The following is a 23,804-nucleotide window of genomic DNA, read 5'->3' on the forward strand; positions in this document are numbered from 1 at the left end:
AGGAGTATTACGATTCAGTACCTGATCGAACCGGCCCTTGCGCCAGCAGAGTTCATCGACGTGTTGCGCCGATCAACGCTCGCAGAGCGTCGGCCGATAGGCGACGTCGTGCGGATTGCCGAGATGCTGGCCAACGCTGATTTGGTCGCCGTGGCAAGGAATGAAGACTCGCTGATTGTCGGCGTGGCAAGGGCCATTTCCGACTTTGCTTACTGTACCTACCTGTCCGACCTAGCCGTTGATGTGGATTACCAAGGCCGGGGAATCGGTCGGCGTTTGATTCGAATGATTCATGAAAACGCGGGGCTCGACACACGTTTAATTTTGTTGGCAGCCCCAGCGGCGACGAGTTATTACCCACATATCGGGATGGACAAGCATGAATCGTGCTGGACGATTCCACCACTCGAAGGCGAACGGATTAAGACTTCGTAATGGGATCGGGTTTGCGATCAAGGGTTGATGCGATTACTGTTATCGCCGCGTCGGTTTTAACTTGGCGGGAATCGGACGAACGGGGCCATCCCAGGGCAAACAATCGGCTTCCACGGGCCTCTGGAATGCGTAACCTTGTCCGAACCGGCAGCCGATTTGTTTGAGTTGTTTGACCTGCTCGTCGGTTTCAATCCCTTCGGCAATGACTTGAATATCGTATGTTTCGGCGATGGTCACGAGCGATTGAATCAATACCAAATGCTCAGGCGACGAGTTGACCGACGAAACTAACGAACGATCGAGTTTGAGGTAATCGATCGGTAGTTCGCGCAGCAGCGTCAGTGGCGCGGCCCCGGATCCGAAATTGTCCAAGCACAACCGATGCCCACGTTCTTTGATTTCGTGCAGTCGGGAAATCACCCGTTCGGGTTCGCCGCTCAGACTCGATTCAGAGATTTCCAGGACTAACGATCCGGCTGACAATCCGGCGGTTTCGATGGCGTTGCCCAGAATGTCCATCAACGCAGGCAACAGAACCTGCAATCGAGATAGGTTGACGTGCAAGCGACAACCGCGACGCTCGAATTCATTCTTGACGGCGATACCACATGCGGTGGTTAACGCAAAATCGCCGATGGGAACGACCAGTCCGGTCTCATTGGCGACATCAAAAAACTGCCCCGCCGAGATGGGCCCGAGTCTCGGATGGCTCCAACGCAAGAGTGCTTCGTAACTCAGGATGCTTCGATCACGAAGATCAACGATCGACTGAAAAACGACATAGAACTCATCGTGCGTTAACGCCTCTCGCAGTTCCGTCTCGACCTGCAATCGTTGTTCGACTTCGCGTTTGAGCCCGTCATCGAAATAGGAACAGCGTGCCTTACCGGCGGCCTTGGCCTTGTACATTGCCAAGTCGGCATTGCGCAACATGTCGGAGGCCGATCGAACCCCTGGGCCGCTCAGTGCGACGCCGATGCTGGCTGTGGAAACGACCGACGTCCCGGCCAAATGATAGGGCTGGGCGAGCGACGCGAGCAAGCGTTCGGCAATGACGGTGGCGTCGCCGAAATCATTCAATTGATCCAGAAAAACGACAAACTCGTCGCCGCCTAAGCGTCCGGCTACGCCCAAGCAATCGATCGATCCGACCAGGGTGTTGATTCGTTTTGCAATTTCCTTAAGCAGTTGATCCCCCACTTCGTGCCCGAGACTGTCATTGATCAACTTGAATCGGTCAAAGTCCATGAACAGAATCGCAAACGGGCAGTCCGTTTCTCGATCGATTGCGGTTTGGATGTGTTGCAGAATCGAGTGTCTATTGGCCAATCCCGTCAACGAGTCACTGTAGGCGATTTGTTGGATTCGTGAGATCTTCTCGAAACCGTCCGTCTCATCGTCGACATAAGCGGCAATGTAAGAACTTGAATGAGATTGCTCGAACAACGGGACCGCCGTCAGCGAAATGTTCTTACCAGCGGAATTAGAATGTCGGATGAAAAGGTTTTCGAACCTTTCTGTCCTGCCGGACTCGGCGACGCGAAGGAGAAGCTCTTCCCCGATCAACTGACTTGATTCGGAATCAGCGGAGATCCTGAATAATTGATCAAGGCTTCGAGAAACTAATTGATTGTGGGGAATCCAGTTGATTCCGAACAGTTGAAACGCCGCTTGATTGGCGAACGCGAGTTTAGCGGTACTGCTGTCGATGATTAAGATCGGGCAGGGCAATTGCTGAACACCTGCGGACAGCAATTGGTTGATGTCGGTCCCTATAGGATCAGAAACACTGGCAAAGGCTTGCCGTTCTTTGATCCCGAGGCCCCGTTGCCAGACCAGATAAGTTACCAAGAATACGAGACAGGCCGGTTCAAGTATCGATGCAACCATATCCAACCACGCCCATGGCGTGGTTCCGGTGGCCGCGAGCGACGTTTGGAACTGCTCAATAGCCGAAACGCCGGTCTCGGCTAAATAGATTTGCATTGACAAAGTTACCTGAAGTCGTCATTTCTCAGTTGCACACGGTGGTCGTTTTGGAAAGATAGGTTCAACGCTGGCACGCGACGGTGGCCGACACGCCTGAATTAAAGAACACCCGAACATTAGTCCGTCGCGACCGGCACGTCCGTCAATACCCGCATAATGCAAGAAAGTTCATTTCGGGGTCCCTGGAGATTTCATGAGCACGACGATCACACGGAAGCAACTCGAAGAAGCGCGTTTACATCGACGAACGTTCGCAATTATTTCGCACCCAGACGCAGGAAAGACGACCCTCACCGAGAAACTACTCCTATTCGGAGGATCAATCGAAGTGGCCGGGGCCGTCCGGGGCCGTAAATCACAGCGTTCGGCGAGGTCGGATTGGATGGAACTGGAGAAACAGCGGGGAATCTCCGTCAGTTCGACGGTTTTGACGTTTGCGTTTGAAGACACCCATATCAATCTGCTTGATACACCGGGGCACCATGACTTCAGCGAGGATACCTATCGAACCTTGATGGCGGCCGACTGCGCCGTCATGGTCATCGACGCCGCCAAGGGAATCGAATCCCAAACCGAAAAGTTATTCCGTGTCTGCGCGGCACGCGGAATCCCCGTGATCACATTCGTTAACAAGATCGATCGCCCCGGTCCTTCTTCGCTCGAAATACTCGGGCAGATCGAAAAGGAATTTTCGATCGAAGCGGTACCGATCAATTGGCCCGTCGGAAACGGTCCCGAGTTTTCGGGGATCGTGGATATCGCAAGTAATCAAATGCATCTCTTCAGCACCGACTCCAGCGACTTTCGTGCCGCCGCCGTGCAACGATCATGGCCAGAGGTTTTGGAATCAAACGACTCCCTCGAACCCACCAAGCCTTCTCCTCATCGCAATTCGCTCGTCCAGTCGCTGAAGTCCGAAGTCTTGCTGCGAGCCGCCGAAGAACTCGAATTGGTCAAACACGCAGGGCAAGAGTATGAGCGTGAACGTTTCTTAGGTGGGCAACAAACGCTCGTATTCTTTGGCAGCGCTCTGGCTAACTTCGGCATGGAATTGTTCCTGCGAGGTTTTATCGATCTCTGTCCGCCACCCTCCGCGTCACCGCCGCCGAAGCCCACTGAGGCATCCGAGGGTGCTCGTGATTTGCCGCAGTTCTCCGGATTCGTGTTCAAGATCCAAGCGAACCTTGATCCGATGCACCGCGACCGTGTCGCGTTCATTCGCGTCCGCACGGGACGGTTCGAGCGGGATATGGACGTAACGATTGCGCGATCAGGAAATCGGGTTCGGCTTCCTCGAGCTCTAAAAGTGTTTGGGCGGGAACGCTTAACGATGGAGGAGGCCTTCCCGGGTGACATCATTGGCGTGGTATGCCCGGGCGAGTTGCGGTTGGGCGATTCGGTTTATGAAGATACGCCGGTAAGATACCCAGGCGTGCCGCAGTTTCCGCCAGAAGTTTTCGCAAGCATCGACTGCCCGGACACCTCTCGACGCAAGCAATTCGACCGCGGGCTTGAACAACTCGTCGAAGAAGGTGCCGTGCAATTGTTCTATGGCACCGGACGTCAACGCGACGCGATTCTTGCCGCCGTCGGGGAACTTCAATTCGATGTCGTGCAGTTTCGGCTCGAATCGGAATACAAAGCACCCTCGCGACTGCATCGATTGCCTTACGCACACGCGAGATGGTATCACTGCAACGATCGTCAGGTCGCGATGAAAAGTCCCTACGGCGCGAAATTGGTCAACGACTCATTCGGTAGTCCGGCGATCTTGATTCAATCCGATTGGGATTTGAAACAACTCGAACGCAACAACCCTGACTTCACGTTCGACGCCATTCACGAGACGCGGTCGTCCGTCGAGGAGATTTCCACGCTCGAGTCAATGCCTAAGTGAGGAACTGGTCGATCGACGACTCCAATTCGTTGGTGGGATCGGAATCATCGTCGTCCTCTTTCGCATCAGATGATGCTTCTACCGCGTTGTCATCATTGGCATCCGCTAACCAATCGACCAGTGCGATGTCGGTCAGTCGTGGTGTCAACGGTGAGAGGATCTCATCGGACGAGTCGGCAATAACGCGTGACGGCGCAGTGACGGATGATGTAGGGGCTGGAGCTATCGCCGACGCGTTGTCGGACAGGTCGACGGATTCACCGTTGGCGTCTTGTTCGATTAATCGGTTGATCACCTGTAGAGCGTCGACGGCGGAGACGCGACCGTCACCATTGGCGTCGAAGTAAATATTGGGGAACGAAGGCAAACCGCCAATATCTTCGAGCAATGAGTCACTCGACGAGAATTGGGGACCGTTGAGTTCGTTAATGATGACCAACGCATCCGTCGCGGTCACGCTGCCGTTGCCATTGATGTCGAATCGCTGGATGAAGTTGGTCCATTTCGCACCGGCGATGCGTAGGGTGGCCGTTCCGTTGGTCGCAATCTGATAAACGACGCCATCGATCTTTTGGGTGGCCTGCACAACCCAGGTTTGCGGCGACGCGAACTTTTGCGTGGGGACGACATCGAGCGTCAATTGATTGCCGGCGATGGGGATGGGCTGGTTGTTCTGTCCTCGGATAACGATCTGGCCGCCCGGGGTGATTTCCACGTTGACATTTTCGCTCAGTGCCGATCCGTCCAATGCGACTTGCAACGTTAACGTGGTTGCCGATTGATTGACGTTCCACTTCAACCCATCAACTAGCTGTGGGAGATTGACCGTATCAAACGATCCACTCAAGGAGGTCGTTCCCAAGATGACCGGAAATTCGTGACCGGCACTGGGCGAGAACCCGCTGGTTAAACCGACATTCAGCGTCCCACCTAAACCGACCGAAGGATTGAATCGGAACCGATCGTGATTCACACCTGCCGTGGTGCCGCCGATATCGACGGTTAACGAGGCCGTCGGATCGAACGTGACGTTTCCGTCGAGACGATTTTGAATATTGCCGGTCGGCGCCCACTCCCCGGCCAACCGCACATTGTTAACGGTCCCCGTCCCGGAGAGACGCCCGTTGACGACGATCGGCGAGGCGGGCGATGAGCCGACGAGATTGCCGTTGTTAATCAGACCGTTAGCGACATCGCTGCCCGTCGTGATCGAACCCCGACCGGTGATCTGTGAGCCGGGTTGGATATCGATTCCGGTCGCCGAAGTGATTGATCCGGTCGTATTCCCGGCACCACCCATCGTGACGTTGCCACGTAGCATTGCGGCGTCACTATCGAGCAACGTGATTCGATTTCCAAGCGTGTTGAGTTGTCCGGCAATGTCAATTCCGGTGGAAGAAGACGACGTTCCGAGGGTCAAGTCGCCACCGTCGGCGGAAATGGTCGAACCGAGCGATGCGCTGATTCGCCCGACGACCTCACCATTGCCCGTCAGGGCTTCGCCGCTCGCCAAACTGAGCGTTTCCGTCGAGGTCAACTTGCCCCCATCGACCCGAGTATTCCGGCTGAGGTTGACCGGTAACACCGAGTCGAGATTCAATTCGTGACTGTCGACATCGAGCACGGAATTGGTGGGGACAGAAATTTGACGCACCTCCTCGATAGTGATTTTTTCGAACCCACGGAACGTGTGGTTACTTTGCAGCCCACCCAACTGCAAATTCGAGATCAATCCGGTCAATAGGGAGGTGTTTTGCGAATCGGTCTCGGCAAGGAGCACATTGGCGTCAGCGACTCCCGTGAGCAACAGTTCGTCACCTGCGGAACTGCCGCCGAGCACTTGAATGCTCGCCGAACTGCCGATAAACGTGATCAACCCGCCAATGCCGTGATCGATATGAACGCGGTCGGTCGCCGTATCGTTCCCAGTGATGGTCAAGGCGGTAATGGTGTCGAGCGGTCGACGCAACAATCGAGATGCGGGCGAGGTCGAATTGTCGAGAATTTCTAAAAAGGTTCCGTCGTTGCGGCGAACCGTGATGTCGTTGGCAGTCGCGTCGGGAAGCACAAAATTGATCGGCTCGATCACGTAACTGACGTCAATGACCACGTTCGCCGTAACGCTTGCGAAACCATCGCTGACGGTATACGTGAATCCGTCGTTGCCCGCGAATCCAGCAGCGGGCGTGTAACGAATGAATCCGCCATCGATCTCAACCGAAGATGCCGAATTGATCAGGTTGCCGACACTTGTGATGCTCAACGTTTGGCTCGATTCCAATGGACCGGCCGAATCGTTGGCGAGCAGATCGGCAATCGCAAAAACGATCGGGGTATCTGGTTCGGTCTGCTCACTTTCGCCGGTCGCCGTTGGAGGGTCGTTTACCGCGAGAACGTCGATTCGTACCGTCGCGGTCGATTGCAAGCCGGCGGCGTCACGCATCGTGTAGGTAAACGAAGCGGGCCCAAAGTAATTTGCCGGAGGCGTGTAATTGATCGTTCCTCCGTTACGAACGACCACACCTTGGGAAGCAGCACTGATGGATAAGAGCGTACGTGTGTCGTTGGTATCGACATCGGTGTCATTGTCCAACAGGCTCGTCACCGAGATGGCCAGCGGAGTGTCTTCGTTTGTTGAGCGGTCGTCGTCGTTGGCGATCGGTGCGTCGTTGACTGCGGCGATGTTGAACGAAATCACACCTTGATCGAAGTCGCTCGTTCCATCCCGCGCGACACGATAGATCAACGTTTCGCTGCCGAAAGCGTTCTCGAGGGGCGTGTACGTCAGCGTAGTCCCCGAAAGCGAAGAGTTGCCCAAAGTGGTTGTCGACACCAATGAGTAAGTCAGTGCGCCGGGATCGGCATCAACGAGCGTACTCAAATCGATCGTGATCGCGTTCTGATCTTCGGTCAAAGCTCGCGTCGCCCCGGAAGCGTCCAACTTGGGTTTGGGCGGCGTGACATTGAGGAAGAATCGCGAATTGCCGCCGAACTGAAGTTGATCGTCGGGAACAACCTCTTTGTTCGCTTCGGTGCCATAGATCAAGACTTTGTCGCCGATATCGGGAGCGTCCAATCGAACGACCACATTGCTCGCTAGACTTCGTGCGATCACGGGGATCGCAAACGCATCATAAGCAACTGAGTTTTCGAATTCAGGGATACCGTCGCGAATACCGCCGCTACTGACCGGGCCGAGACCACCGACTTCGTCAAAGATATCAGCGGTCGCATCGGCATTATCAAAAGTGCCGATCACTCGAGTTTGACCGTAGACCGGCACGTTGCCCGCGTTACGGCTTTGGGTTTCAAAGAAATGATACATCCGTTCGCCGCTGAGGACGCCGTCGACGTAGACGTCGAATTCATTCTCAATATCGGGCTGAAGGACCGACCCCACTCGGACATTTGCGCTCAGCATCGGCATGTCAACGCCGATGAAACTTGGATCGGTGTAGATAATCTCGATCACGTAGCCGTCCTCTCCATTGGGGCCGGCTTCGGGCCTGCGAAACGCATTCACTTCGATTTGAGAGACCGACGTGACTTGGCTGTTGAGCGACACGATCGCATTGGCGATATTTTGCTCAACGGCTTGATTGTTTTGACCAATGAAGGCGCTGAGGGTCGAAGTGACCTTCGTATTCGGAGCCCCCTCGAGAAATAACTCGACCTGTCCGGCGGGCAAACCGGAGTTCGTGATGTTACCCGGCAAGATGATCTCTTGAACTTCGCCGATGGCTGGCTCAAGGACCCCTTTGCTCTCGACGACGATGTCGGCGACCGCGCGGAAAATCCCGAAGTCCGACCCGAAGCCTCGAAGATCCTGAACGGCGACCTCTAACTTGAAGACTTCGTTGATCGGTACTTCGTAGTTGAGCGTTTGCTCACTCGAAGCTGCCATTTCGACGACGCCTTCATCGTTGTTGAGCAATTCATCCGTCTCGATGTCACGTGCGGTGAGTACAAACCGCACCAAGTCTTCACCGTCGAGCATTTGTCGAGGTTCGAGTGACTCCGTCAGCAGACGACGTCGTTGCCCTAACCCACTTAAGCGACGTCGTCGTTCGCCCCCCTTGGTCGCCGAAGACGGTGGGAACAAAGACGATTGAAAACGACGCAGTGAAAAAAGCTTCGACATGGAACCGTTTCAAATTGGTGGGTTGGGGATTGCCGACTCAACGATTGCCCGTCCATACCTCCTCGACCGATCGACGATTGAATCGATTAAAGAAGCTGGACCGATTATCGCGATATTTGCCCCACCTCGGTTGGAGGGGCTCTTTCAGTCCCCCCATTGTGACCTGGACGGGTAGGTGAATCAAGTTAAGGGCGGCGAGAACTTTTCTTGAGTCCATTTGGGTCGCGATGATTCACGTAAGCCGATTCTCACTGCTTGATTCCCTCGAAAACACCCTGTTTTTATGATTGCAAACGACCTCCGATGGATCTTGGGTATTTCGGATGAGCCGAAAATGCCGCAGTTGTGTTACATTTTCTTTTGAAAAAGATTTCGCGTTCGTACCGAAAGAGCCCCATAAATGAGTGATGCCGTCGCCCACCTGATCTTTGATGTCGAAAGCATCGCCGACGGCGATTTGATCGCCCGTGTTCGGTACTCCGACGAAAATCTCTCTGCCAGTGAAGCGATCGCGAAGTATCAAGCCGAACGACTCGAGCAGACCGGATCGACATTCATCCCGCACACCTTCATGGTTCCGATCGCCGTCGTCATCGCCAAGGTGAGCGAGGACTTTCGGCTCTTGGATATCAAGTCGCTCGACGAACCCAAGTCGCCGGGAGAACCAGGATTCCGGCCGCATGTGATGACCAAGCATTTTTGGCAAGGATGGGAAGCCTATCATATGCCGCAATGGGTGACGTTTAACGGACGAACATTCGACATTCCGTTGATGGAACTGGCCGCTTTTCGGTTCGGCCTGTCCGTTCCAAAGTGGTTCGATGAGAGCGGATACAAATCTCGCCGCAATCGTTTCAGCACGGCTTCGCATCTGGATTTGCAGGAACTGTTGACCAATTTTTCGGCCGCGCGATTCAACGGCGGGCTGAATCTGGCCGCTCAAGCACTCGGCAAACCAGGGAAAATGGGGCTCAGCGGGGATCAAGTCCAATCGTATTACGATCGCGGCGACCTCAAAGCCATCAGTGACTATTGCCGATGCGATGTTCTGGACACGTATTTTGTGTTCCTGCGCTGCATGGTAATGACGGGCAAAATCGATCTGCGTCGCGAAACCGAATTGGTCGCCATCGCGAAGGCCTGGATCGAGTCTCAACAAGAGACATGCCAAGCCTGCGCGGACTACCTGAGCAAATGGCGACTTTGGCATAACCCGTGGCAAGCCGATGAAGACGAACAACTCGCCGCCGCCACGATGTTCGAGACTGAGGTCGCATCAAACACCTCCGGCGACTGACGCCAACGCAGCCGATCCTCTCTAGTCTCTAGTCTCTAGTCTCTAGTCTCTAGTCTCTAGTCTCTAGTCTCTAGTCTCTAGTCTCTAGTCTCTAGTCTCTAGTCTCTAGTCTCTCGTCTCTCGTCTCTCGTCTCTCGTCTCTCGCCTCTCGCCTCTCGCCTCTCGCCTCTCGGCAGTACTCGAAATCGTCGAACACGAGTACCATTTCATTGAGTACGAGCACGAGTACGATTGACCACCCGTGAGCGTCACTTCAAAACGAGCACCCCGGGCTGGTATTTTTCTAGCGTTGCCCTTGTCTCAGGAAAACACGAGGGAAGACGCATCCCCGCGGGCGCAAGAAAAAAGCCACGTTCCTCTGCGAACAAAGGGCACGTGGCTCGGCAATGATTCGTTCGAAGTCTCGCCGCAGCGAAGCTTTCCAAGCGAAACGCTTACTTACGTTTCTTCTTGGCGGCCTTTTTCTTGGCTGCCTTCTTGGTGGCTTTCTTAGCCGACTTCTTAGCAGCCTTTTTCTTGGTCGCCTTCTTCTTGGCTACCTTCTTGGATGCCTTCTTGGACGCCTTCTTGACGGTGCTTGTCTTCACCGACTTCTTGGCTGCGCGTTTCTTGACGCTCTTCTTAGCACTTGCTTTTTTCTTGGCCACAACTTCCTCCGCGAGAAAGAAAACGGCTGATGAGTCATTGTGACTTTCCAAACCGATCATCCGAAACGAAGCTCAACGGAACGTTCAGCGACACTCGTTCGATCTGTTTTGAAAGCCACCGGCCACGGCTCATCAACACTCGTTGGTGATCGTTCCCACCTGCCTCGATGATCCACATCGACCTTGCAAGCAAAAACAATCGTTAACACATGCGCGTAACTGTACGCGCTTCCACAAATTCCGCAACATCTTTTTCAAAAAAAAGCGGTTGCGTCACAAAATATTTTTGCTAACGCCACCGACTTTCGCAAGCACACTTGATCATTCATGGGCCATCGATGGCTTTGAGACGTTGCTTAACGATACGGTTGTTGAAGCATCTGGTAGTTACCCACCGCAAGCGAAAGAAACAACAAGCCCATGAATGGTTGACCGCCTTGCAGTCCGTAGATCGCAACCGCGCCAGCTGAAACCAAGCTGATCCAAATCCATGTGTCACTGCGATCACCACTGATCAACACCAACGAACGCATCACACGTCCTCCATCAAGCGGAAAAACAGGCAACAAATTCAACAACGCCCAGAGGACACTTGGCAACACGTAGAAAAAAACCAGCGACATCGCCCCGATGTTTTCGATCGGCGCACCGCCGGTGTATCGCGTTAGATTCGATAATGGCCAAGGCATGTTGGCGAACGCGTTGACTTGATACCCGCTCGCCACAACCGCGATCACCAATACCGCCGCCGATGCTAACTGAGCCACCGGCCCGGCCAACGCGATCCACAGTTCCCCCATCTCGTCCATGCGACGTGACGAAGACGCGTGAGCGAATCCCGAACGTCCCATCGAGCTTGGAATCGCCAGACCGCCGAAATGATACAGCACGATCGAACTTTCCATGCCGTAGTAACGAAACGCAAACGCGTGACCGAGTTCGTGGATCAAAATCGACACCAACAAACAACCTGACCAAAGCAACAGCAACGGAAACAGCCCCGGACTTTCGCCCGGAAACGAACGGTCGATGCTCAGCGATAACTGATAACCGAACAAGACCGCTCCGATCCAGAACGTCCACGCGATCCGAATCGGAAAGCCGAACAGGACGAAGTTGAGGTCATAGGGCGATTGGTCGGGCGCTTGAAGTAACACGGTTTTGAGTCAAGAGTGAGAGTAGGCTGGGTCGCAGCCGCTTCGGCGGAGACCCGGCAGGCCAAGGTTAAACGCTATTCCAAGTTCGCGATCAAAAACGACCACAGATCAGCGTATTCCTCGATTTTTTTGCTCGTCGGTGTCCCCGCACCATGCCCGGCACGCGTTTCGATTCGAATCAGCGTCGGATTGTCGCAGGTGTCGGCCGCCTGCGTCTGCGCCGCTTGCAACGCCGCTGCAAACTTGAAACTGTGTCCGGGCACCACGCGGTCGTCGCGATCGGCGGTGGTGATCAACGTGGCAGGATAACACGTGCCTGGTTTCAATTTGTGCAGCGGGCTGTACGACAACAGATTATCGATCTGATCCTCTTCATCACTGCTGCCGAATTCACTCACCCAGGCCCATCCGATCGTGAACTTGTGGTAACGCATCATGTCCATCACACCCACGGCCGGCAAACACGCGCCAAACAATTCCGGTCGCTGCGTCATCACCGCGCCGACGAGCAAACCGCCGTTGCTCCCGCCTCGAATCGCTAAGCGGGATCGATCCGTCACGCCCATCTCGATCAAATGTTCTGCCGCAGCGATAAAGTCGTCGAATACGTTCTGTTTATTCAGTCGCATGCCCGCTTCGTGCCACTCGCTGCCGTATTCACCCCCGCCTCGCAGGTTCGCTACCGCGTAAACGCCTCCGGCGTCCAACCAAGCCGCGATCGCGGGCGAATAGGCGGGCGTCAACGAAATGTTAAAACCGCCGTAAGCGTACAACAACGTTCGGTTGGTCCCGTCGTTGGCTTGATCGCGATGACGCGTGATCAGAATCGGCACACGCGTTCCATCCTTGCTGACGCAAAAAACTTGTTCGGTCACATACGCATCGACGTCAAAGGGAACTTCCGGACGCAACCACAACTCACTTTTACCCGTCGCCACCTCGACACGGTGAATACTCGGCGGCGTCACGTAATTACTGAACGTGAAGAACGTTTCTTCGGAGTCTTGTCGTCCTCCAAAACCACTCGCACTGCCTTTACCGGGTAGCTCGACGGTGCCTAATCGCTCGCCACTGACCGACCAGCGTTCGACTTGGCTCAGCGCGTCACGAAGATAGCTCGCATAAAGTTGGTCGCCGAGCAACGAGACGTCTTCGAGAACATCCGAGCTTTCACCAATGATCGTTTTCCACCCTGATCGGTCGGCGATCCCACGCTCGGGCACATCCACCGCAATCACGCTTCGTTTGGGTGCCTGATGATCGGTTAGAAAGAACAATGTCCGTCCACGTGAACCGATGAATCGATAGTCGGCATCGAAACCGCTGATGAGTTCTTCAATCTCGGAATCGTCGTGCGTCAAGTCGCGGACGAAAACTTGAGTCTTCGGTTCGGTGCCTTTCCAGTTTTCGATCACTAGAAATCGACCGTCCTCGGTGACGGTGGGTGAAAAACCCCATTGCGGCTGATCCGGGTATGCCAACACCAACGCATCGGCCGACTGCGGCGTCCCGAGTCGGTGTAGATAGAGTTGTTGGTTTTCGTTCGTGCCCGTTAACTCTTCACCATCCTTCGGGGCGGCATAACGGGCGTAGTAAAAACCATCGTTGTCGGGCGTCCAAGCGATGCCGCTGAACTTGGACCACTCGATCACGTCATCGGTATCCTTTCCGGTGGCAACATCGCGGACTCGCCACGTTCGCCAATCGCTGCCGCCATCGGCGACGCTGTAGGCGAGTAACCGCCCGTCGTCACTCGGATGCCATGATCCCAGCGCCATCGTGCCATCATCGGACAGTGTATTGGGGTCGATCAGGACCTTGCGAGCATCCGCCAGTTGATCGGGTGCGACATCGTCTTTGGCGACGTACAGAACGCTTTGGTTTTGCAACCCATCATTGTGGGTAAAGAAGTACCGATCGCCACGATGGACGGGCACCCCGGTGCGTTCGTAGTTCCAAAGTTCCTCAAGCTTGCGGCGCATCGGCTCCCGCGATGACAGTGAATTCAAGTACGCCTGAGTCACCTCGTTCTGCGCCTTCACCCACGCTTCGGTTGAATCGCTTTCGACATCTTCGAGCCAACGGTAAGGATCCGCGACGGATCGGCCGTGGTAGTCGTCGGTGATGTCTTGAGTGGGACTGGGAGGATAGTTCATGGACTGAGCAGCGATCGGAGAAACGGAAACAACAAGAACGTTCAGCAGCAGGCTGAGAACCAGGAAAGCAGATTTCATGGAAGTTTCGTCGGAGGTGAGAGCCGGATGCGAGGAATCGAACGGCCCCATTGTCGCTTGTTCTCGCCAGGATTCCTACCGGTGGAGCAATCAAGGGCAACCGCTCGGCCAGATTCGATACTGATTCCTGCATCTCGGCCTACTTGCATCCAGGAAGTACTTGCATCTTGTATGCATGAAAACTACCTTGGGTCGCTGTTGTCACATGGAGCCTGTCATTTGTTTGTTATCAAATCGTGAAGTTCAAGACTTGCTGCGACCAATCGGATCCATTGGCCGATTCGCTCTTGGGCGAATACGTTAGAATGCTTCTGGTCGGAACGGCAACTTGCTCCGCCCTCGCGTCGGCGTTTCGGATCGACATCGACCCGTTGGCAAGCGTGCTCGTGATGGGGAACTTGCTGGTCTTAGGCGGCGCACTGAGTTCACGGTTCGAAGGAATTCTTCGGGGTGGTCTGTTAACCGGTTTTGCCATCGTGCTCATTGGGGTCACGACTAGCTCAGTCGACCCGCATCGGTGGTGGGTTCCGTCGTTTTTTTTCTCGCCCGCAGTTTTGTTGTCGAGCCTGTCGTTGCTTGCCGTTCGTGATGGGGTCATCGCGTTGAAGAACCGAACCGGAATGCCGCTCAATCGAATGCCGTCTCACCGAGTGCTCGCAGTGGGCTTTGCGATCATCTCATTACTGATCTACATGGTGATCGTGCCGTCGGTCGACGCTTACTTGGATTCATTCCGCGAGCGACCCAACAGTTACACGATCGAAGAGCTCAGTTCGCTTGAACAACTTCGCATTCGCTCGGCCAAGTTGGCGGTGTTTGCGATCTTCGCGTATTTCGGCGCTTGCGTTGCGAGTTTCATCAATGTGGTCGCGGCTAGCGCCCCGCGTGGCGACTCGATTGCGCTGCGGTCGTCGGCGTGCCCGAAGTGCGAGACCGCGATCCGACGCATCGACAATCTGCCGCTGTTCAGTTATGCGAATTTGGGTGGGCGTTGTCGTCACTGCGTCTCCAAGATTCCGATTCGCTACTTTTTGGTCGAATGGATTGGGGCCGTGATTTTCGGTTCGCTGTTCTTGCTTGAATTGATCACCGGCGCGGCGAACGTACCGGGCTTTCCGCTTTACATGCACACGGGCATTTTGTGGATCATTCTGTATACCAAATGGCCGGTGGTCGGAATCTATTTTTATCACGCGGCGATGATGAGCTGTTTGTTGATGCTGGGCTTGATGGACCTCGACCGACTGCGGTGCCCGAGATGGCTGGCGTGGTCGATGTTGGTCGTCTTCGCCGTTTTGCCGATCGCGATCCCTGTCTTGCGACCGGTGGCGATCGACGCTCAAGTTCCGATTCGTTTGGGCATCGATATGACGCACTGGGGCACCCAAGTCGCGGCCGGTTTGATCGGCGGTGTCGTCGGTTGGTTGCTCGGTTGGACGGCTCGTTCGTCGACCGGCCGTGGTGGATGGCGTGTGTTTCCTGGTCGCTCGCTTCCGCTCGGCATGGCGTTGGTTGGGGTGTCACTTGGTTGGCAAGCCGCGATCACGATCGCAATCGCGTACTTAATCGCCGGAGGCTTCTTATGGATCTCCTTGCTCCCATGGCATCCGACGCGACGGATTCCGGCAACGGCGATGTTGCTTGCCGTTGTGATGATTCATCACCCGGGATGGAAGTGGCTGGCCAGTTATTGGCCGAACTAAACCCTTCCGGGGCGTGAGGGATTGATGAACGAACTGCGTCAGCGGCACTCGTTGCAGTGACCTCGGAGCAGGATCTCGGTCACCTCGCCGACCTTTTCGCTGGCCCGTTGGCTTCCGGCGGTCAACTTGACGTCGTCTAAACAAGAGACGGTGCCGCAATCGACACAAAGGAAATGTGGGTGCCCGTTGTCGTGCTCGCCGCCGGCCATGATCGCTTCAAACCGCCAGACATGATCACCGACTTCGGTGCGACGCAATAAACCGACGTCCGTCATGTCGTTCAGGTTCCGGAAAGCGGTCGCTTTATCGACGCCGGTCGCGGCGAGATGTTCGGCAACGACGGCATGAGTCAGAGGTGACGCGGATTCACGCAGTAATTGCAAAGTCGCAATTCGCGCCGGCGTGGCTCGCAGCCCCGCGTCGCGAATCGCTTGCTTGACCAGGTCAAGCGATTCGTCGTTTTTGGTCATCTTGTTTCCTAGATCGCAGCTCGGATCGACAGATTTTAAACATTTGCAAATTAGTTGCAAGTGCCGGAAGCTTGAGAGCCTATCCGAAAGACGCCACCGCTGATTGTTTCCGCGATGCGGCGTGATTAGCTGCCCACGACGGCAACCGGGCCGTGGTCGTCGCAGTGATCGCCGTGCGGATGATGCAGGTGACCGTCGACGAGGTAGTCCACATGATCACCGTGCGGCACCGCTTCGTGCCCGCAACCAGGACCGTGGACGTGATTCGCATCATGGCCAGAACAGTTGTGTGCCGGAGTGCAATCGCTCGGGTTCGTGGCGGTCACGTCGAGTACGTGCTCTTCGACTTGGCCGTCTTCACGCACGTGATGCATGTGGCCGTCGTGCAGGTAATCGACGTGGTCGCCGTGCTGGACACCGGTGTGTTCGCAGTCCGGGCCGTGCTGGTGGTCGTGGTGGGTGTGCAAGTTCGACATCGGTTTGCTTCCTTCGAAAATCAGTGGACATTCAATTCCATCGCGTGCATGACCCCGTTGGTCACCAATCGCGAGATGTGATCATCGGCCAGCGCGTAAAAAATGTGCTTGCCGTCCCGCCGCGAGCGAACGACGCGTTCGCTCTTGAGCAGCCGCAATCGCTGTGAAATCGCCGGCATCGGTTCGTCGAGCGCCGAGCAGAGTTCGGAAACGCAACGTTCTCCCGCCTCGAGCAGAATCAGCAGTCGCAGCCGCTGGGGATCACCGAGAGCACGAAAAATCGCCGCCGCCCGCTCACAAGCCTCCGGATCGACCCGCACCAACGGACCGAGATGCCCGTGCCCGTCACAGCTCGGGGTGTCGTCGCTCCGCGGCGTGGTTTTCGATTCGGTTTTCTTGCGTTTGGCCATTGGTTTCACAGTTGCAGGACTATGCAAGTATACGATCGATCAGGGCGGGGTCAAGTCGCGTTTGTCCAGATTTCTCTACCGCGTCGGGATGAAGGGGGAAACCCCGGGCGGATATGCATACGCAGTGCAAAAGCGTAGGCTATGCGTTTCTCGCTCGCTTGAATCCGGACTCGTCAATGTCACCCGCCGTTTTGCTGCTCGGTTATTGCCTGTTCATCATCGTCGCGTCGGTGGCCGGCGGGAAACTGTCGTCGCTGTTGCGAATGACCCACGTGCGGACGCAGTTGCTGATGAGCGGCGTGGGCGGGTTGATGATCGGCATCGCGCTGCTGCATTTGCTGCCCCATGGTGGCGAAGTCCTGCAATCCCATTCCAAGGCCGGTACCGGAGCACTGCTCGGCCTGACGGTGATGTTCTTGATGATTCGGCTGTTTCATACGCATGATCACGCGGTACCGGTGACGGCGGATGACGAGGCGGGTTCGCATGGGCACGAGCACGAGCACGAGCACGAGCACGAGCACGAGCATGGGCATGGGCATGGGCATGGGCATGAGCATGCTTGCCAGCATGGCGATGCGAAACGGATCAGTTGGGCAGGGCTGTTCTTCGGACTGGTCTTGCACACGCTGGTCGACGGAGTGGCGCTCGCCAGCAGCGTGATCGCGGACGCCTCGCACGGTGCCTGGTTGGGACTGGCCGGTCTGGGAACATTCTTGGCCGTGGCGCTGCATAAACCGCTTGACGCCTTCGCGATCACGTCGGTGATGGGCAAACAGAACTGGCCGCCGGCGGCGCAGAACGCAGCCAACGTTCTGTTCTCGCTCGCCTGCCCGGCGGGTGCCCTCGCGTTCTATTTCGGGGCCACCGTGTTTACCGAAAATGCTGCCGTGCTCGGCTGGGGACTCGCGATCTCTGCCGGCTTCTTCATCGGCATCGCGCTGGCGGACCTGTTGCCCGAAGTCGCGTTCCATGATCACGACCGGGGCAAGTTGACGATGGCGTTCTTGCTAGGAATCGCCATCGCCGTCGGCATCGAAAACCTGCCCGGCCATAGCCACGATCATGGGAATCACGATCACGGGGCGGTTCACAGCGATCATCACGACCACGAGCACGACCACGAGCACGACAATTAAGTCGCTGCACAAGAAGGCCGCATCTCGTTCCCAGGCTCCCGTCCTTTTGATAGGCCACAAGTCCTCATGAATTGCTCCCCTGCCAGTTCGTCTGGCAGGAAGCCGAGGTTGGGAGGGCGCCGTTGTTTAGCTGGCGAACCTAATTCCCCCACGAGACGAGCTCGTGGGGGCCAATGAAAAAAAGAACTAGCGACCGGAGAACCTTTCTCACTTGCAACCGTATTGCATGTGCGGTACGTTTGCCACTGTTTTCTTTTTCGGAGAATGTTCATGTTACGGTTGGTCCTTTTCACCACGCTCTTGTCGTGCGCTCTTGCCGCCGAATCCGTCGCTGCCGAGCCCACTGTCCTGTCGGTCGTGCTGGCCGATCACGTAGCCGCCTCATCAATGCCGCCTTTGCCCCCGGGCACGCCTGCGGCGGTGCTGATCGAGCACGACGATGACGACGTCGGGATCATCGAAGCTCGTGCGATCGCGATGCGGCACGCGACCCACTTCGTTTATGTCCCGAGAAACGAAACACCTTTGTCCGCGATGTACCGCCAACGGCTCACCGCTCAGGGCGCCATCCCGGTTGCCTTGCCCACTCCGCCACGGCTTGGAAACCCGTCCATCCGTTCGCGACCGTTTCCAACGTTCGATTCCTTACTCGCCACCTCCTCGATCCGGCCTTAAACCATGCCTTCGACAACAACACCTAAACGCCTTCCCGTCACGGTCCTTTCAGGATTCCTCGGCGCAGGCAAAACCACACTGCTCAATCACATCCTGACCAACCGTGAGGGTCTGCGCGTCGCCGTGATTGTTAACGACATGAGCGAAGTCAACATCGACGCGGCGCTGGTGAAAGCCGGCGATGCGAATCTTTCTCGCACCGAAGAACAACTCGTTGAGATGACCAACGGATGCATCTGCTGCACGTTGCGTGAAGACTTACTCATCGAAGTCCGTCGACTCGCCCAGGCAGGCCGGTTCGATTACCTGTTGATCGAGTCAACCGGTATCTCCGAACCGATGCCCGTTGCCGAGACGTTCACCTTCGAAGACGAACAGGGTGATAGCCTTTCGCTGGTCGCCGAACTCGACACGATGGTCACGGTCGTCGACGCGGGCAATTTCATGAAGGACTTCGGCTCTTGGGATGACCTAACCGATCGACGGATCGGGCTTGGCGAGGACGACACTCGCAACATCGTGGACTTGCTCGTCGATCAAGTCGAGTTTGCCGACGTGATCATCGTCAATAAGACGGACCTGATTTCGCCCTATGAACTCGAGCAGCTCAACCGAATCCTGCGTCAACTCAATGAGACCGCGAGAATCCTCAACACGACCGAAAGCCGCGTGGAGCTATCCGAGATCATGGGCACGGGATTGTTTTCGCTCGACGATGCCGAATCACGCCCCGGTTGGCTCGCGGTGCCGCGTGGCGAAGAGGAAACCGAAACTGAGGAGTACGGGATCTCTAATTTCGTCTATCGACGCGACCGACCGTTTCATCCGAAACGATTGACCAATGCTCTCGATGCCGACATGGAAGACGGTTTGTTCGCGGGAGTGCTGCGCAGTAAGGGCTTGATGTGGATCGCGTCTCGCAATAACTGGGCTTACGACTGGTCTCAAGCCGGTTGTTCGATCCGCATGAACCCGGCGGGTTTTTGGTGGGCAGCGGCACCGGACGACCAGTGGCCCGACGATGACGAAATGATCGCGGAAATTCAATCCAAGTTCACCGGCGAGCACGGCGACCGTCACCAGGAACTAGTGTTCATCGGCAACGCGATGGACCAGCAGCGCATCATCAACATTCTTGATGGTTGCTTGCTGACCGATCTGGAATACGTCCAAGGACCGCAAGGCTGGACGAACTTTGAAGACACGCTGCCACCGATCGAGTTGGAAAGTGAAGACGAGCTGATCGCCGGATGAGTTATTTAGCCACAAAGGCACCAGATAGCACAAAGGCCGTGGCCACAAAATCAAACGATCTTTGCGTCTCTGAGGCTCAATCTAAGGAGGTGTCAACATGACATTCGACGTCGTTGTTATTGGTGCCGGTGCGGCCGGGATCGGGGTCGCGATCGCGCTGAAGCATGCGGGCATTGAAAACTTTCGTATCATCGACCGGCACCGTGTCGGTGAATCGTTTGATCGGTGGCCCGCCGAGACACGTTTCATCACGCCGTCATTCCCCACCAATTCAATCGGTATGTTGGATTTGAATTCGGTCGCGATCGGCGTATCGCCGGCTTTCAGCCTGGAAGTCGAGCATCCGACCGGACAGGAGTACGCGTCGCACTTACGCGGTGTCGCTGAATTTTTTGAATTGCCAGTTCATGAGGGCGTCGATGTGTTATGCGTCGCCAAGATCGGTGATGAATTTCGAGTCGATACAGCTCAGGAAACACTCCGAGCCAAGCATGTCATCTGGGCTGCGGGCGAGTTTCAATATCCCAAGCTGGCTGGCATTCGCGGGATCGAACATTGCATCCACACCGCGACGGTTCTCCGCTATGAAGAGCTTTCCGGCGATGACTTCATCATCATCGGTGGCTACGAAAGCGGCGTCGATGCGGCTTATCACTTGGCAAGCTATGACAAACGCGTGCGCCTGTTCGACAACGGGTGTCCCTGGAATGACGAAAGCTCCGATCCGAGCGTATCGTTGTCGACCTACTCGCTCGAACGGATGCGAGAAGATTGGTTCGAGGATCAAGTCGAACTGTTCCCACACACACCGATCGCGTCGGTCGCCCATCTCGATGGCGTTTATGAAGTCACCGCACTCGACGGCCGAGTTTTTAGGACATGCACGCCACCGTTGTACGCCGGTGGTTTTGCGGGCAGTCATCTCTTGATCGCGGACTTGTTTGAACTCCGCGAAGACGGGTTCCCGTTGCTGAATCAAAACGACGAGTCGACCGTCATTCCCGGCGTGTTCCTTTGCGGGCCGGCAGTACGTCACGACAAACACGTCTTTTGTTTTATCTACAAGTACCGTCAACGCTTTGCCGTAGTCGCCAAGGCGATCGCCACTTCGCTCGGGTTGCCCGCCGAGGAATTGGAAACTTATCGCAAATGGGGCATGTACTTGGATGACCTTTCATGCTGCGGCGAGGAATGCGTTTGCTGAATCGCCCCCAGCCGTAGATTCCTGGTTTTCACAACTGATTGAAATTGAAACGACGATGACTTCGCAATTAATGGATCTAACGGAGCGACCAACCGTTTTGACGCAAACCATTGTCGTGATCGGCAAGGAGAGCGTAGGGAAGTCTCAGTTGTTATCATCCCTGACCGGTCGGTCGGCGGGCGAGAGCAATTTTCGGGGCTCAACGGTTTCGGTCCAGCGGTATCGTTATGGCGAGACAACGTTGGTCGATACGCCTGGTATCCTGCGTCAATCCGATACGGACACGACACGCCGTACCCTCGATGCTCTTCAAGAACACGACCAAGTCCTGTTGGTCGTGCAAGCGACACAGCTCGACTCCGACTTGGCGGAAATGTTGCCGCTGGTCGCGGGGAAACGTGGCGCGATCATCGTCACGTTTTGGGACAAGGTACAACCGGTTGAGGCGGCTTTGGAGGCGATCGAGCGTCTCTCCAAAGACGTTGGTGTCGACATGCATCCGCTCGATGCTCGTTCGATCATGGATCGCGATGTGCCGCGAATCGCCACCGCTTTACAGACTCCCAAACCATTTTTGAAATCGTCACTGACGGCGCGAGCGGGATGGCGAATCGAACCGAAGCCGGGCTGGTTGGAGCATCGGGTGATCGGTCCAACCCTCGCGATCATGTTGTTGATCCTTCCCGCCCTGGCGACGATTTTTGGCGCCAATCAATTGGCCGAGTGGCTGCATCCGCTGGTCGCCGGTCTGATCGAACCGCTCGTCGCACACATCAACGCAAGCTGGCCTACTTGGCTGGGACTCGTGTTGACGGCCAGCCATGGTGACTTTGGTTATGGCCTATTGAACATGGGACCGTTCTTATTTGTGTGGGCGTTGCCGACGGTGCTGTTGTTCTCGCTGATCTTAGGCGTATACAAAGCGAGCGGTTTGATCGATCGGATGAACGTGGCACTGCATCCGTTGGTCCGTCCGCTGGGACTGAGCGGTCGTGACGTCGTGCGCGTGATGATGGGTTTCCCGCCGAAACGGCTTTGCCGGTCGTGCTCGCATCGATCCGCAAGGATGGCATCTTTCTATTGGCCGGTGATGACGATTTGGCGTTTCCAATGACCGCGGTTCAAACCTTGACGGCGGTCTATCTGGCTGGCGTCTTGTTACCTTGCCTCGTCACGGCGTTGACGATCGGACGTGAAACGAGTTGGGGCACGATGTGCAAGCTACTCGGACGTCAGGTTGCGTTTGCCGTCGTCTTCTCGCTCTGTTTGGCATGGGGAGGCCGATGGTTATCTTAAGCTCGATCCTAGACTTGGCGACACCTCGCGAACAAGCAACAGCACTTTTGAGCCAACAGATCTGGTGCTGGGGGCAAGACGTTAAACGGCCTGAGGGGAACTGGTTGACCGAGATCGGATTCCAGCGAAACACACCGCCGACGGAGCACAAGGATTGTTCGAGCGTCTACACGCTGGCGATCAGCCCCGCCAGCCGGGTCGTCTTACGCGGGTTTGGTGTTTACATCGGTGACGATGCTATCGGAGGCCTCTACATCGAGCGTTACGGCTTCACACCCAAGTATTCACCGATACCCAATCTGGAGTGCCCTCCGTGGTCCGACAAGGACCTGCCGGAATTTGTGACACCGTCACCAGAGCAGCGATGCGAATCCACGATGTTGCTGCTTCGATTGTTGGATTGGATTCGTGGATACGAAGTTGATATCGCCAACCGCTTAGGCACCGACTATCGACGCGAAACGCTCATGAGATGGAACAATGGCAAACGGATCGTCACGCCAGCGGAAACAATGGCGTCTTCTTGGCGACGACTTTCACTACTCGTCGCGGCGAATTCTGCCCATTGGCTAACCACCCAACCACAAACCGAATCGGCAACGACGTAGGAACCATGAACCAACATTTAAGGAAGAAACTGCCCGTCACCGTTTTGTCAGGCTTTCTCGGTAGCGGGAAAACTACACTGCTCAATCACGTCCTCGCCAATCGCGAAGGTTTACGCGTCGCCGTGATCGTCAACGACATGAGCGAAGTGAATATCGACGCCCAGCTTGTCGCTGGCGGTGATGCCGCGCTCAGTCGGACGGATGAAAAATTGATCGAGATGACGAACGGATGCATTTGCTGCACCCTTCGCGAGGACCTGCTGATCGAGGTCGCAGGGTTGGCCAAGGAGGGCCGTTTTGATTATCTATTGATCGAATCGACCGGCATCTCCGAACCCGCGCCGGTGGCCGATACGTTCACATTCGCTTTGGCCGACGGGACGGCACTGTCAGAACTTGCCGAACTGGACACGATGGTGACGGTCGTTGACGCGGCCAACTTCATGGATGACCTTCGCATTGGCAAAGACCTGCACAGCGTTGGGCAAGCGGCCAGCCAAGATGATGTGCGGACGGTCGCCGACTTATTGACCGAGCAAGTCGAGTTCGCCGACGTGATCATCCTCAATAAAACCGACCTCGTCGACATCGATACCATCGCGATGATCGAAGCGTTCATCGAACAACTCAACCCGCACGCTTTAACCCGCCTTATTCACCAAGCGCGCCTTTAGGGTAGAAACCATCGCGTGAAACGCTACGTTTATCGGTTCACTACAACCAACTCAAACGCAAAGCAGGATCACGCGATGGGTGAAGTACAACGTAACCT

General features: G+C 55.8%; 20 protein-coding genes. 12 read left to right on the forward strand and 8 right to left on the reverse strand.

Features of this window, described 5'->3' with window-relative positions; genetic code table 11:
* Positions 1-60 precede the first annotated feature (60 nt).
* On the forward strand, positions 61-435 hold the full coding sequence (locus tag Pla100_RS14830) for a GNAT family N-acetyltransferase (protein WP_231603067.1): 375 nt from the start codon (positions 61-63) through the stop codon (positions 433-435).
* 39 nt (positions 436-474) lie between these two features.
* Here Pla100_RS14830 and Pla100_RS14835 read toward each other — a convergent pair whose 3' ends face one another.
* Positions 475-2,421 carry a putative bifunctional diguanylate cyclase/phosphodiesterase gene (locus Pla100_RS14835; RefSeq protein ID WP_146578466.1) on the reverse strand — a complete coding sequence of 649 codons (1,947 nt, stop codon included), beginning with the start codon at positions 2,419-2,421 and terminating at the stop codon, positions 475-477.
* Positions 2,422-2,617: 196 nt separating this feature from the next.
* Here Pla100_RS14835 and Pla100_RS14840 point away from each other — a divergent pair, with 196 nt between their 5' ends.
* Entirely contained in the window at positions 2,618-4,321 is a 1,704-nt protein-coding gene (locus Pla100_RS14840; protein ID WP_146578467.1) for a peptide chain release factor 3, read from the forward strand.
* Here the strand turns inward: Pla100_RS14840 and Pla100_RS14845 are convergent.
* Positions 4,314-8,462, reverse strand: coding sequence for a tandem-95 repeat protein (locus Pla100_RS14845; protein WP_146578468.1), 4,149 nt, complete (start codon positions 8,460-8,462; stop codon positions 4,314-4,316). The two genes, Pla100_RS14840 and Pla100_RS14845, sit on opposite strands and share 8 nt — an antisense overlap.
* A gap of 400 nt (positions 8,463-8,862) precedes the next feature.
* Here Pla100_RS14845 and Pla100_RS14850 point away from each other — a divergent pair, with 400 nt between their 5' ends.
* Positions 8,863-9,759 carry a 3'-5' exonuclease gene (locus tag Pla100_RS14850; protein ID WP_146578469.1) on the forward strand — a complete coding sequence of 299 codons (897 nt, stop codon included), beginning with the start codon at positions 8,863-8,865 and terminating at the stop codon, positions 9,757-9,759.
* Between the two features lie 434 nt (positions 9,760-10,193).
* On the opposite strand, the gene Pla100_RS14855 is transcribed toward Pla100_RS14850, so the two are convergent.
* The 3 genes from Pla100_RS14855 to Pla100_RS14870 form a co-directional block, all read right to left on the reverse strand.
* Positions 10,194-10,466: a hypothetical protein gene (locus tag Pla100_RS14855; RefSeq protein ID WP_197167949.1), complete on the reverse strand. Its 273-nt coding sequence runs from the start codon at positions 10,464-10,466 to the stop codon at positions 10,194-10,196.
* Positions 10,467-10,762: 296 nt separating this feature from the next.
* Entirely contained in the window at positions 10,763-11,563 is an 801-nt protein-coding gene (locus Pla100_RS14865) for a site-2 protease family protein (RefSeq protein WP_146578470.1), read from the reverse strand.
* A 74-nt stretch (positions 11,564-11,637) separates the two neighbouring features.
* Entirely contained in the window at positions 11,638-13,797 is a 2,160-nt protein-coding gene (locus tag Pla100_RS14870; RefSeq protein ID WP_146578471.1) for a prolyl oligopeptidase family serine peptidase, read from the reverse strand.
* Positions 13,798-14,033: 236 nt separating this feature from the next.
* Between Pla100_RS14870 and Pla100_RS14875 the strand changes: the two genes are divergently transcribed.
* Complete coding sequence (locus Pla100_RS14875; protein ID WP_146578472.1) at positions 14,034-15,500, forward strand: A24 family peptidase; 1,467 nt, start codon at positions 14,034-14,036, stop codon at positions 15,498-15,500.
* Between the two features lie 38 nt (positions 15,501-15,538).
* Here Pla100_RS14875 and Pla100_RS14880 read toward each other — a convergent pair whose 3' ends face one another.
* From Pla100_RS14880 to Pla100_RS30810, 3 genes are all read right to left on the reverse strand, one after another.
* The gene (locus Pla100_RS14880) at positions 15,539-15,970 is read right to left on the reverse strand and encodes a Fur family transcriptional regulator (protein ID WP_146578473.1); all 432 of its coding nucleotides are present in this window, start codon (positions 15,968-15,970) and stop codon (positions 15,539-15,541) included.
* Positions 15,971-16,095: 125 nt separating this feature from the next.
* On the reverse strand, positions 16,096-16,446 hold the full coding sequence (locus Pla100_RS30805) for a hypothetical protein (protein WP_197167951.1): 351 nt from the start codon (positions 16,444-16,446) through the stop codon (positions 16,096-16,098).
* A gap of 20 nt (positions 16,447-16,466) precedes the next feature.
* Positions 16,467-16,856 carry an ArsR/SmtB family transcription factor gene (locus Pla100_RS30810; RefSeq protein WP_197167952.1) on the reverse strand — a complete coding sequence of 130 codons (390 nt, stop codon included), beginning with the start codon at positions 16,854-16,856 and terminating at the stop codon, positions 16,467-16,469.
* Between the two features lie 176 nt (positions 16,857-17,032).
* Between Pla100_RS30810 and Pla100_RS14890 the strand changes: the two genes are divergently transcribed.
* From Pla100_RS14890 to Pla100_RS14920, 8 genes are all read left to right on the forward strand, one after another.
* Positions 17,033-17,995 carry a ZIP family metal transporter gene (locus Pla100_RS14890; protein WP_146578474.1) on the forward strand — a complete coding sequence of 321 codons (963 nt, stop codon included), beginning with the start codon at positions 17,033-17,035 and terminating at the stop codon, positions 17,993-17,995.
* Positions 17,996-18,265: 270 nt separating this feature from the next.
* Positions 18,266-18,670: a hypothetical protein gene (locus Pla100_RS14895; protein WP_146578475.1), complete on the forward strand. Its 405-nt coding sequence runs from the start codon at positions 18,266-18,268 to the stop codon at positions 18,668-18,670.
* A 3-nt stretch (positions 18,671-18,673) separates the two neighbouring features.
* Entirely contained in the window at positions 18,674-19,924 is a 1,251-nt protein-coding gene (zigA, locus tag Pla100_RS14900; protein ID WP_146578476.1) for a zinc metallochaperone GTPase ZigA, read from the forward strand.
* Between the two features lie 97 nt (positions 19,925-20,021).
* Positions 20,022-21,128: an NAD(P)/FAD-dependent oxidoreductase gene (locus tag Pla100_RS14905; protein WP_146578477.1), complete on the forward strand. Its 1,107-nt coding sequence runs from the start codon at positions 20,022-20,024 to the stop codon at positions 21,126-21,128.
* Between the two features lie 55 nt (positions 21,129-21,183).
* Positions 21,184-22,242, forward strand: coding sequence for a GTPase (locus Pla100_RS14910; RefSeq protein WP_197167953.1), 1,059 nt, complete (start codon positions 21,184-21,186; stop codon positions 22,240-22,242).
* Positions 22,239-22,424 carry a hypothetical protein gene (locus tag Pla100_RS30815; protein ID WP_197167954.1) on the forward strand — a complete coding sequence of 62 codons (186 nt, stop codon included), beginning with the start codon at positions 22,239-22,241 and terminating at the stop codon, positions 22,422-22,424. Before Pla100_RS14910 ends, Pla100_RS30815 begins: the two co-directional genes overlap by 4 nt.
* A complete protein-coding gene (locus Pla100_RS14915; RefSeq protein WP_146578478.1) occupies positions 22,412-23,032 on the forward strand; it encodes a hypothetical protein in 621 nt (206 codons plus the stop codon). The genes Pla100_RS30815 and Pla100_RS14915 overlap by 13 nt, the downstream gene beginning before the upstream one ends.
* A 5-nt stretch (positions 23,033-23,037) precedes the next feature.
* Positions 23,038-23,706, forward strand: a complete 669-nt coding sequence (locus Pla100_RS14920; protein WP_146578479.1) for a GTP-binding protein — start codon at positions 23,038-23,040, stop codon at positions 23,704-23,706.
* Positions 23,707-23,804 lie beyond the last annotated feature (98 nt).

The sequence above is a fragment of the Neorhodopirellula pilleata genome (assembly GCF_007859915.1).
Lineage (GTDB): Bacteria > Planctomycetota > Planctomycetia > Pirellulales > Pirellulaceae > Rhodopirellula > Rhodopirellula pilleata.

Bases quoted from the DNA above. Each gene is read 5' to 3' on its own strand.
- Pla100_RS14835 (WP_146578466.1), bottom strand. From the start codon at position 2,421: ATGCAAATCTATTTAGCCGAGACCGGCGTTTCGGCTATTGAGCAGTTC.
- Pla100_RS14840 (WP_146578467.1), top strand. From the start codon at position 2,618: ATGAGCACGACGATCACACGGAAGCAACTCGAAGAAGCGCGTTTACAT.
- Pla100_RS14845 (WP_146578468.1), bottom strand. From the start codon at position 8,462: ATGTCGAAGCTTTTTTCACTGCGTCGTTTTCAATCGTCTTTGTTCCCA.
- Pla100_RS14850 (WP_146578469.1), top strand. From the start codon at position 8,863: ATGAGTGATGCCGTCGCCCACCTGATCTTTGATGTCGAAAGCATCGCC.
- Pla100_RS14855 (WP_197167949.1), bottom strand. From the start codon at position 10,466: ATGATCGGTTTGGAAAGTCACAATGACTCATCAGCCGTTTTCTTTCTC.
- Pla100_RS14870 (WP_146578471.1), bottom strand. From the start codon at position 13,797: ATGAAATCTGCTTTCCTGGTTCTCAGCCTGCTGCTGAACGTTCTTGTT.
- Pla100_RS14880 (WP_146578473.1), bottom strand. From the start codon at position 15,970: ATGACCAAAAACGACGAATCGCTTGACCTGGTCAAGCAAGCGATTCGC.
- Pla100_RS30805 (WP_197167951.1), bottom strand. From the start codon at position 16,446: ATGTCGAACTTGCACACCCACCACGACCACCAGCACGGCCCGGACTGC.
- Pla100_RS30810 (WP_197167952.1), bottom strand. From the start codon at position 16,856: ATGGCCAAACGCAAGAAAACCGAATCGAAAACCACGCCGCGGAGCGAC.
- Pla100_RS14890 (WP_146578474.1), top strand. From the start codon at position 17,033: ATGTCACCCGCCGTTTTGCTGCTCGGTTATTGCCTGTTCATCATCGTC.
- Pla100_RS14895 (WP_146578475.1), top strand. From the start codon at position 18,266: ATGTTACGGTTGGTCCTTTTCACCACGCTCTTGTCGTGCGCTCTTGCC.
- zigA (WP_146578476.1), top strand. From the start codon at position 18,674: ATGCCTTCGACAACAACACCTAAACGCCTTCCCGTCACGGTCCTTTCA.
- Pla100_RS14905 (WP_146578477.1), top strand. From the start codon at position 20,022: ATGACATTCGACGTCGTTGTTATTGGTGCCGGTGCGGCCGGGATCGGG.
- Pla100_RS14910 (WP_197167953.1), top strand. From the start codon at position 21,184: ATGACTTCGCAATTAATGGATCTAACGGAGCGACCAACCGTTTTGACG.
- Pla100_RS30815 (WP_197167954.1), top strand. From the start codon at position 22,239: ATGACCGCGGTTCAAACCTTGACGGCGGTCTATCTGGCTGGCGTCTTG.
- Pla100_RS14915 (WP_146578478.1), top strand. From the start codon at position 22,412: ATGGTTATCTTAAGCTCGATCCTAGACTTGGCGACACCTCGCGAACAA.
- Pla100_RS14920 (WP_146578479.1), top strand. From the start codon at position 23,038: ATGAACCAACATTTAAGGAAGAAACTGCCCGTCACCGTTTTGTCAGGC.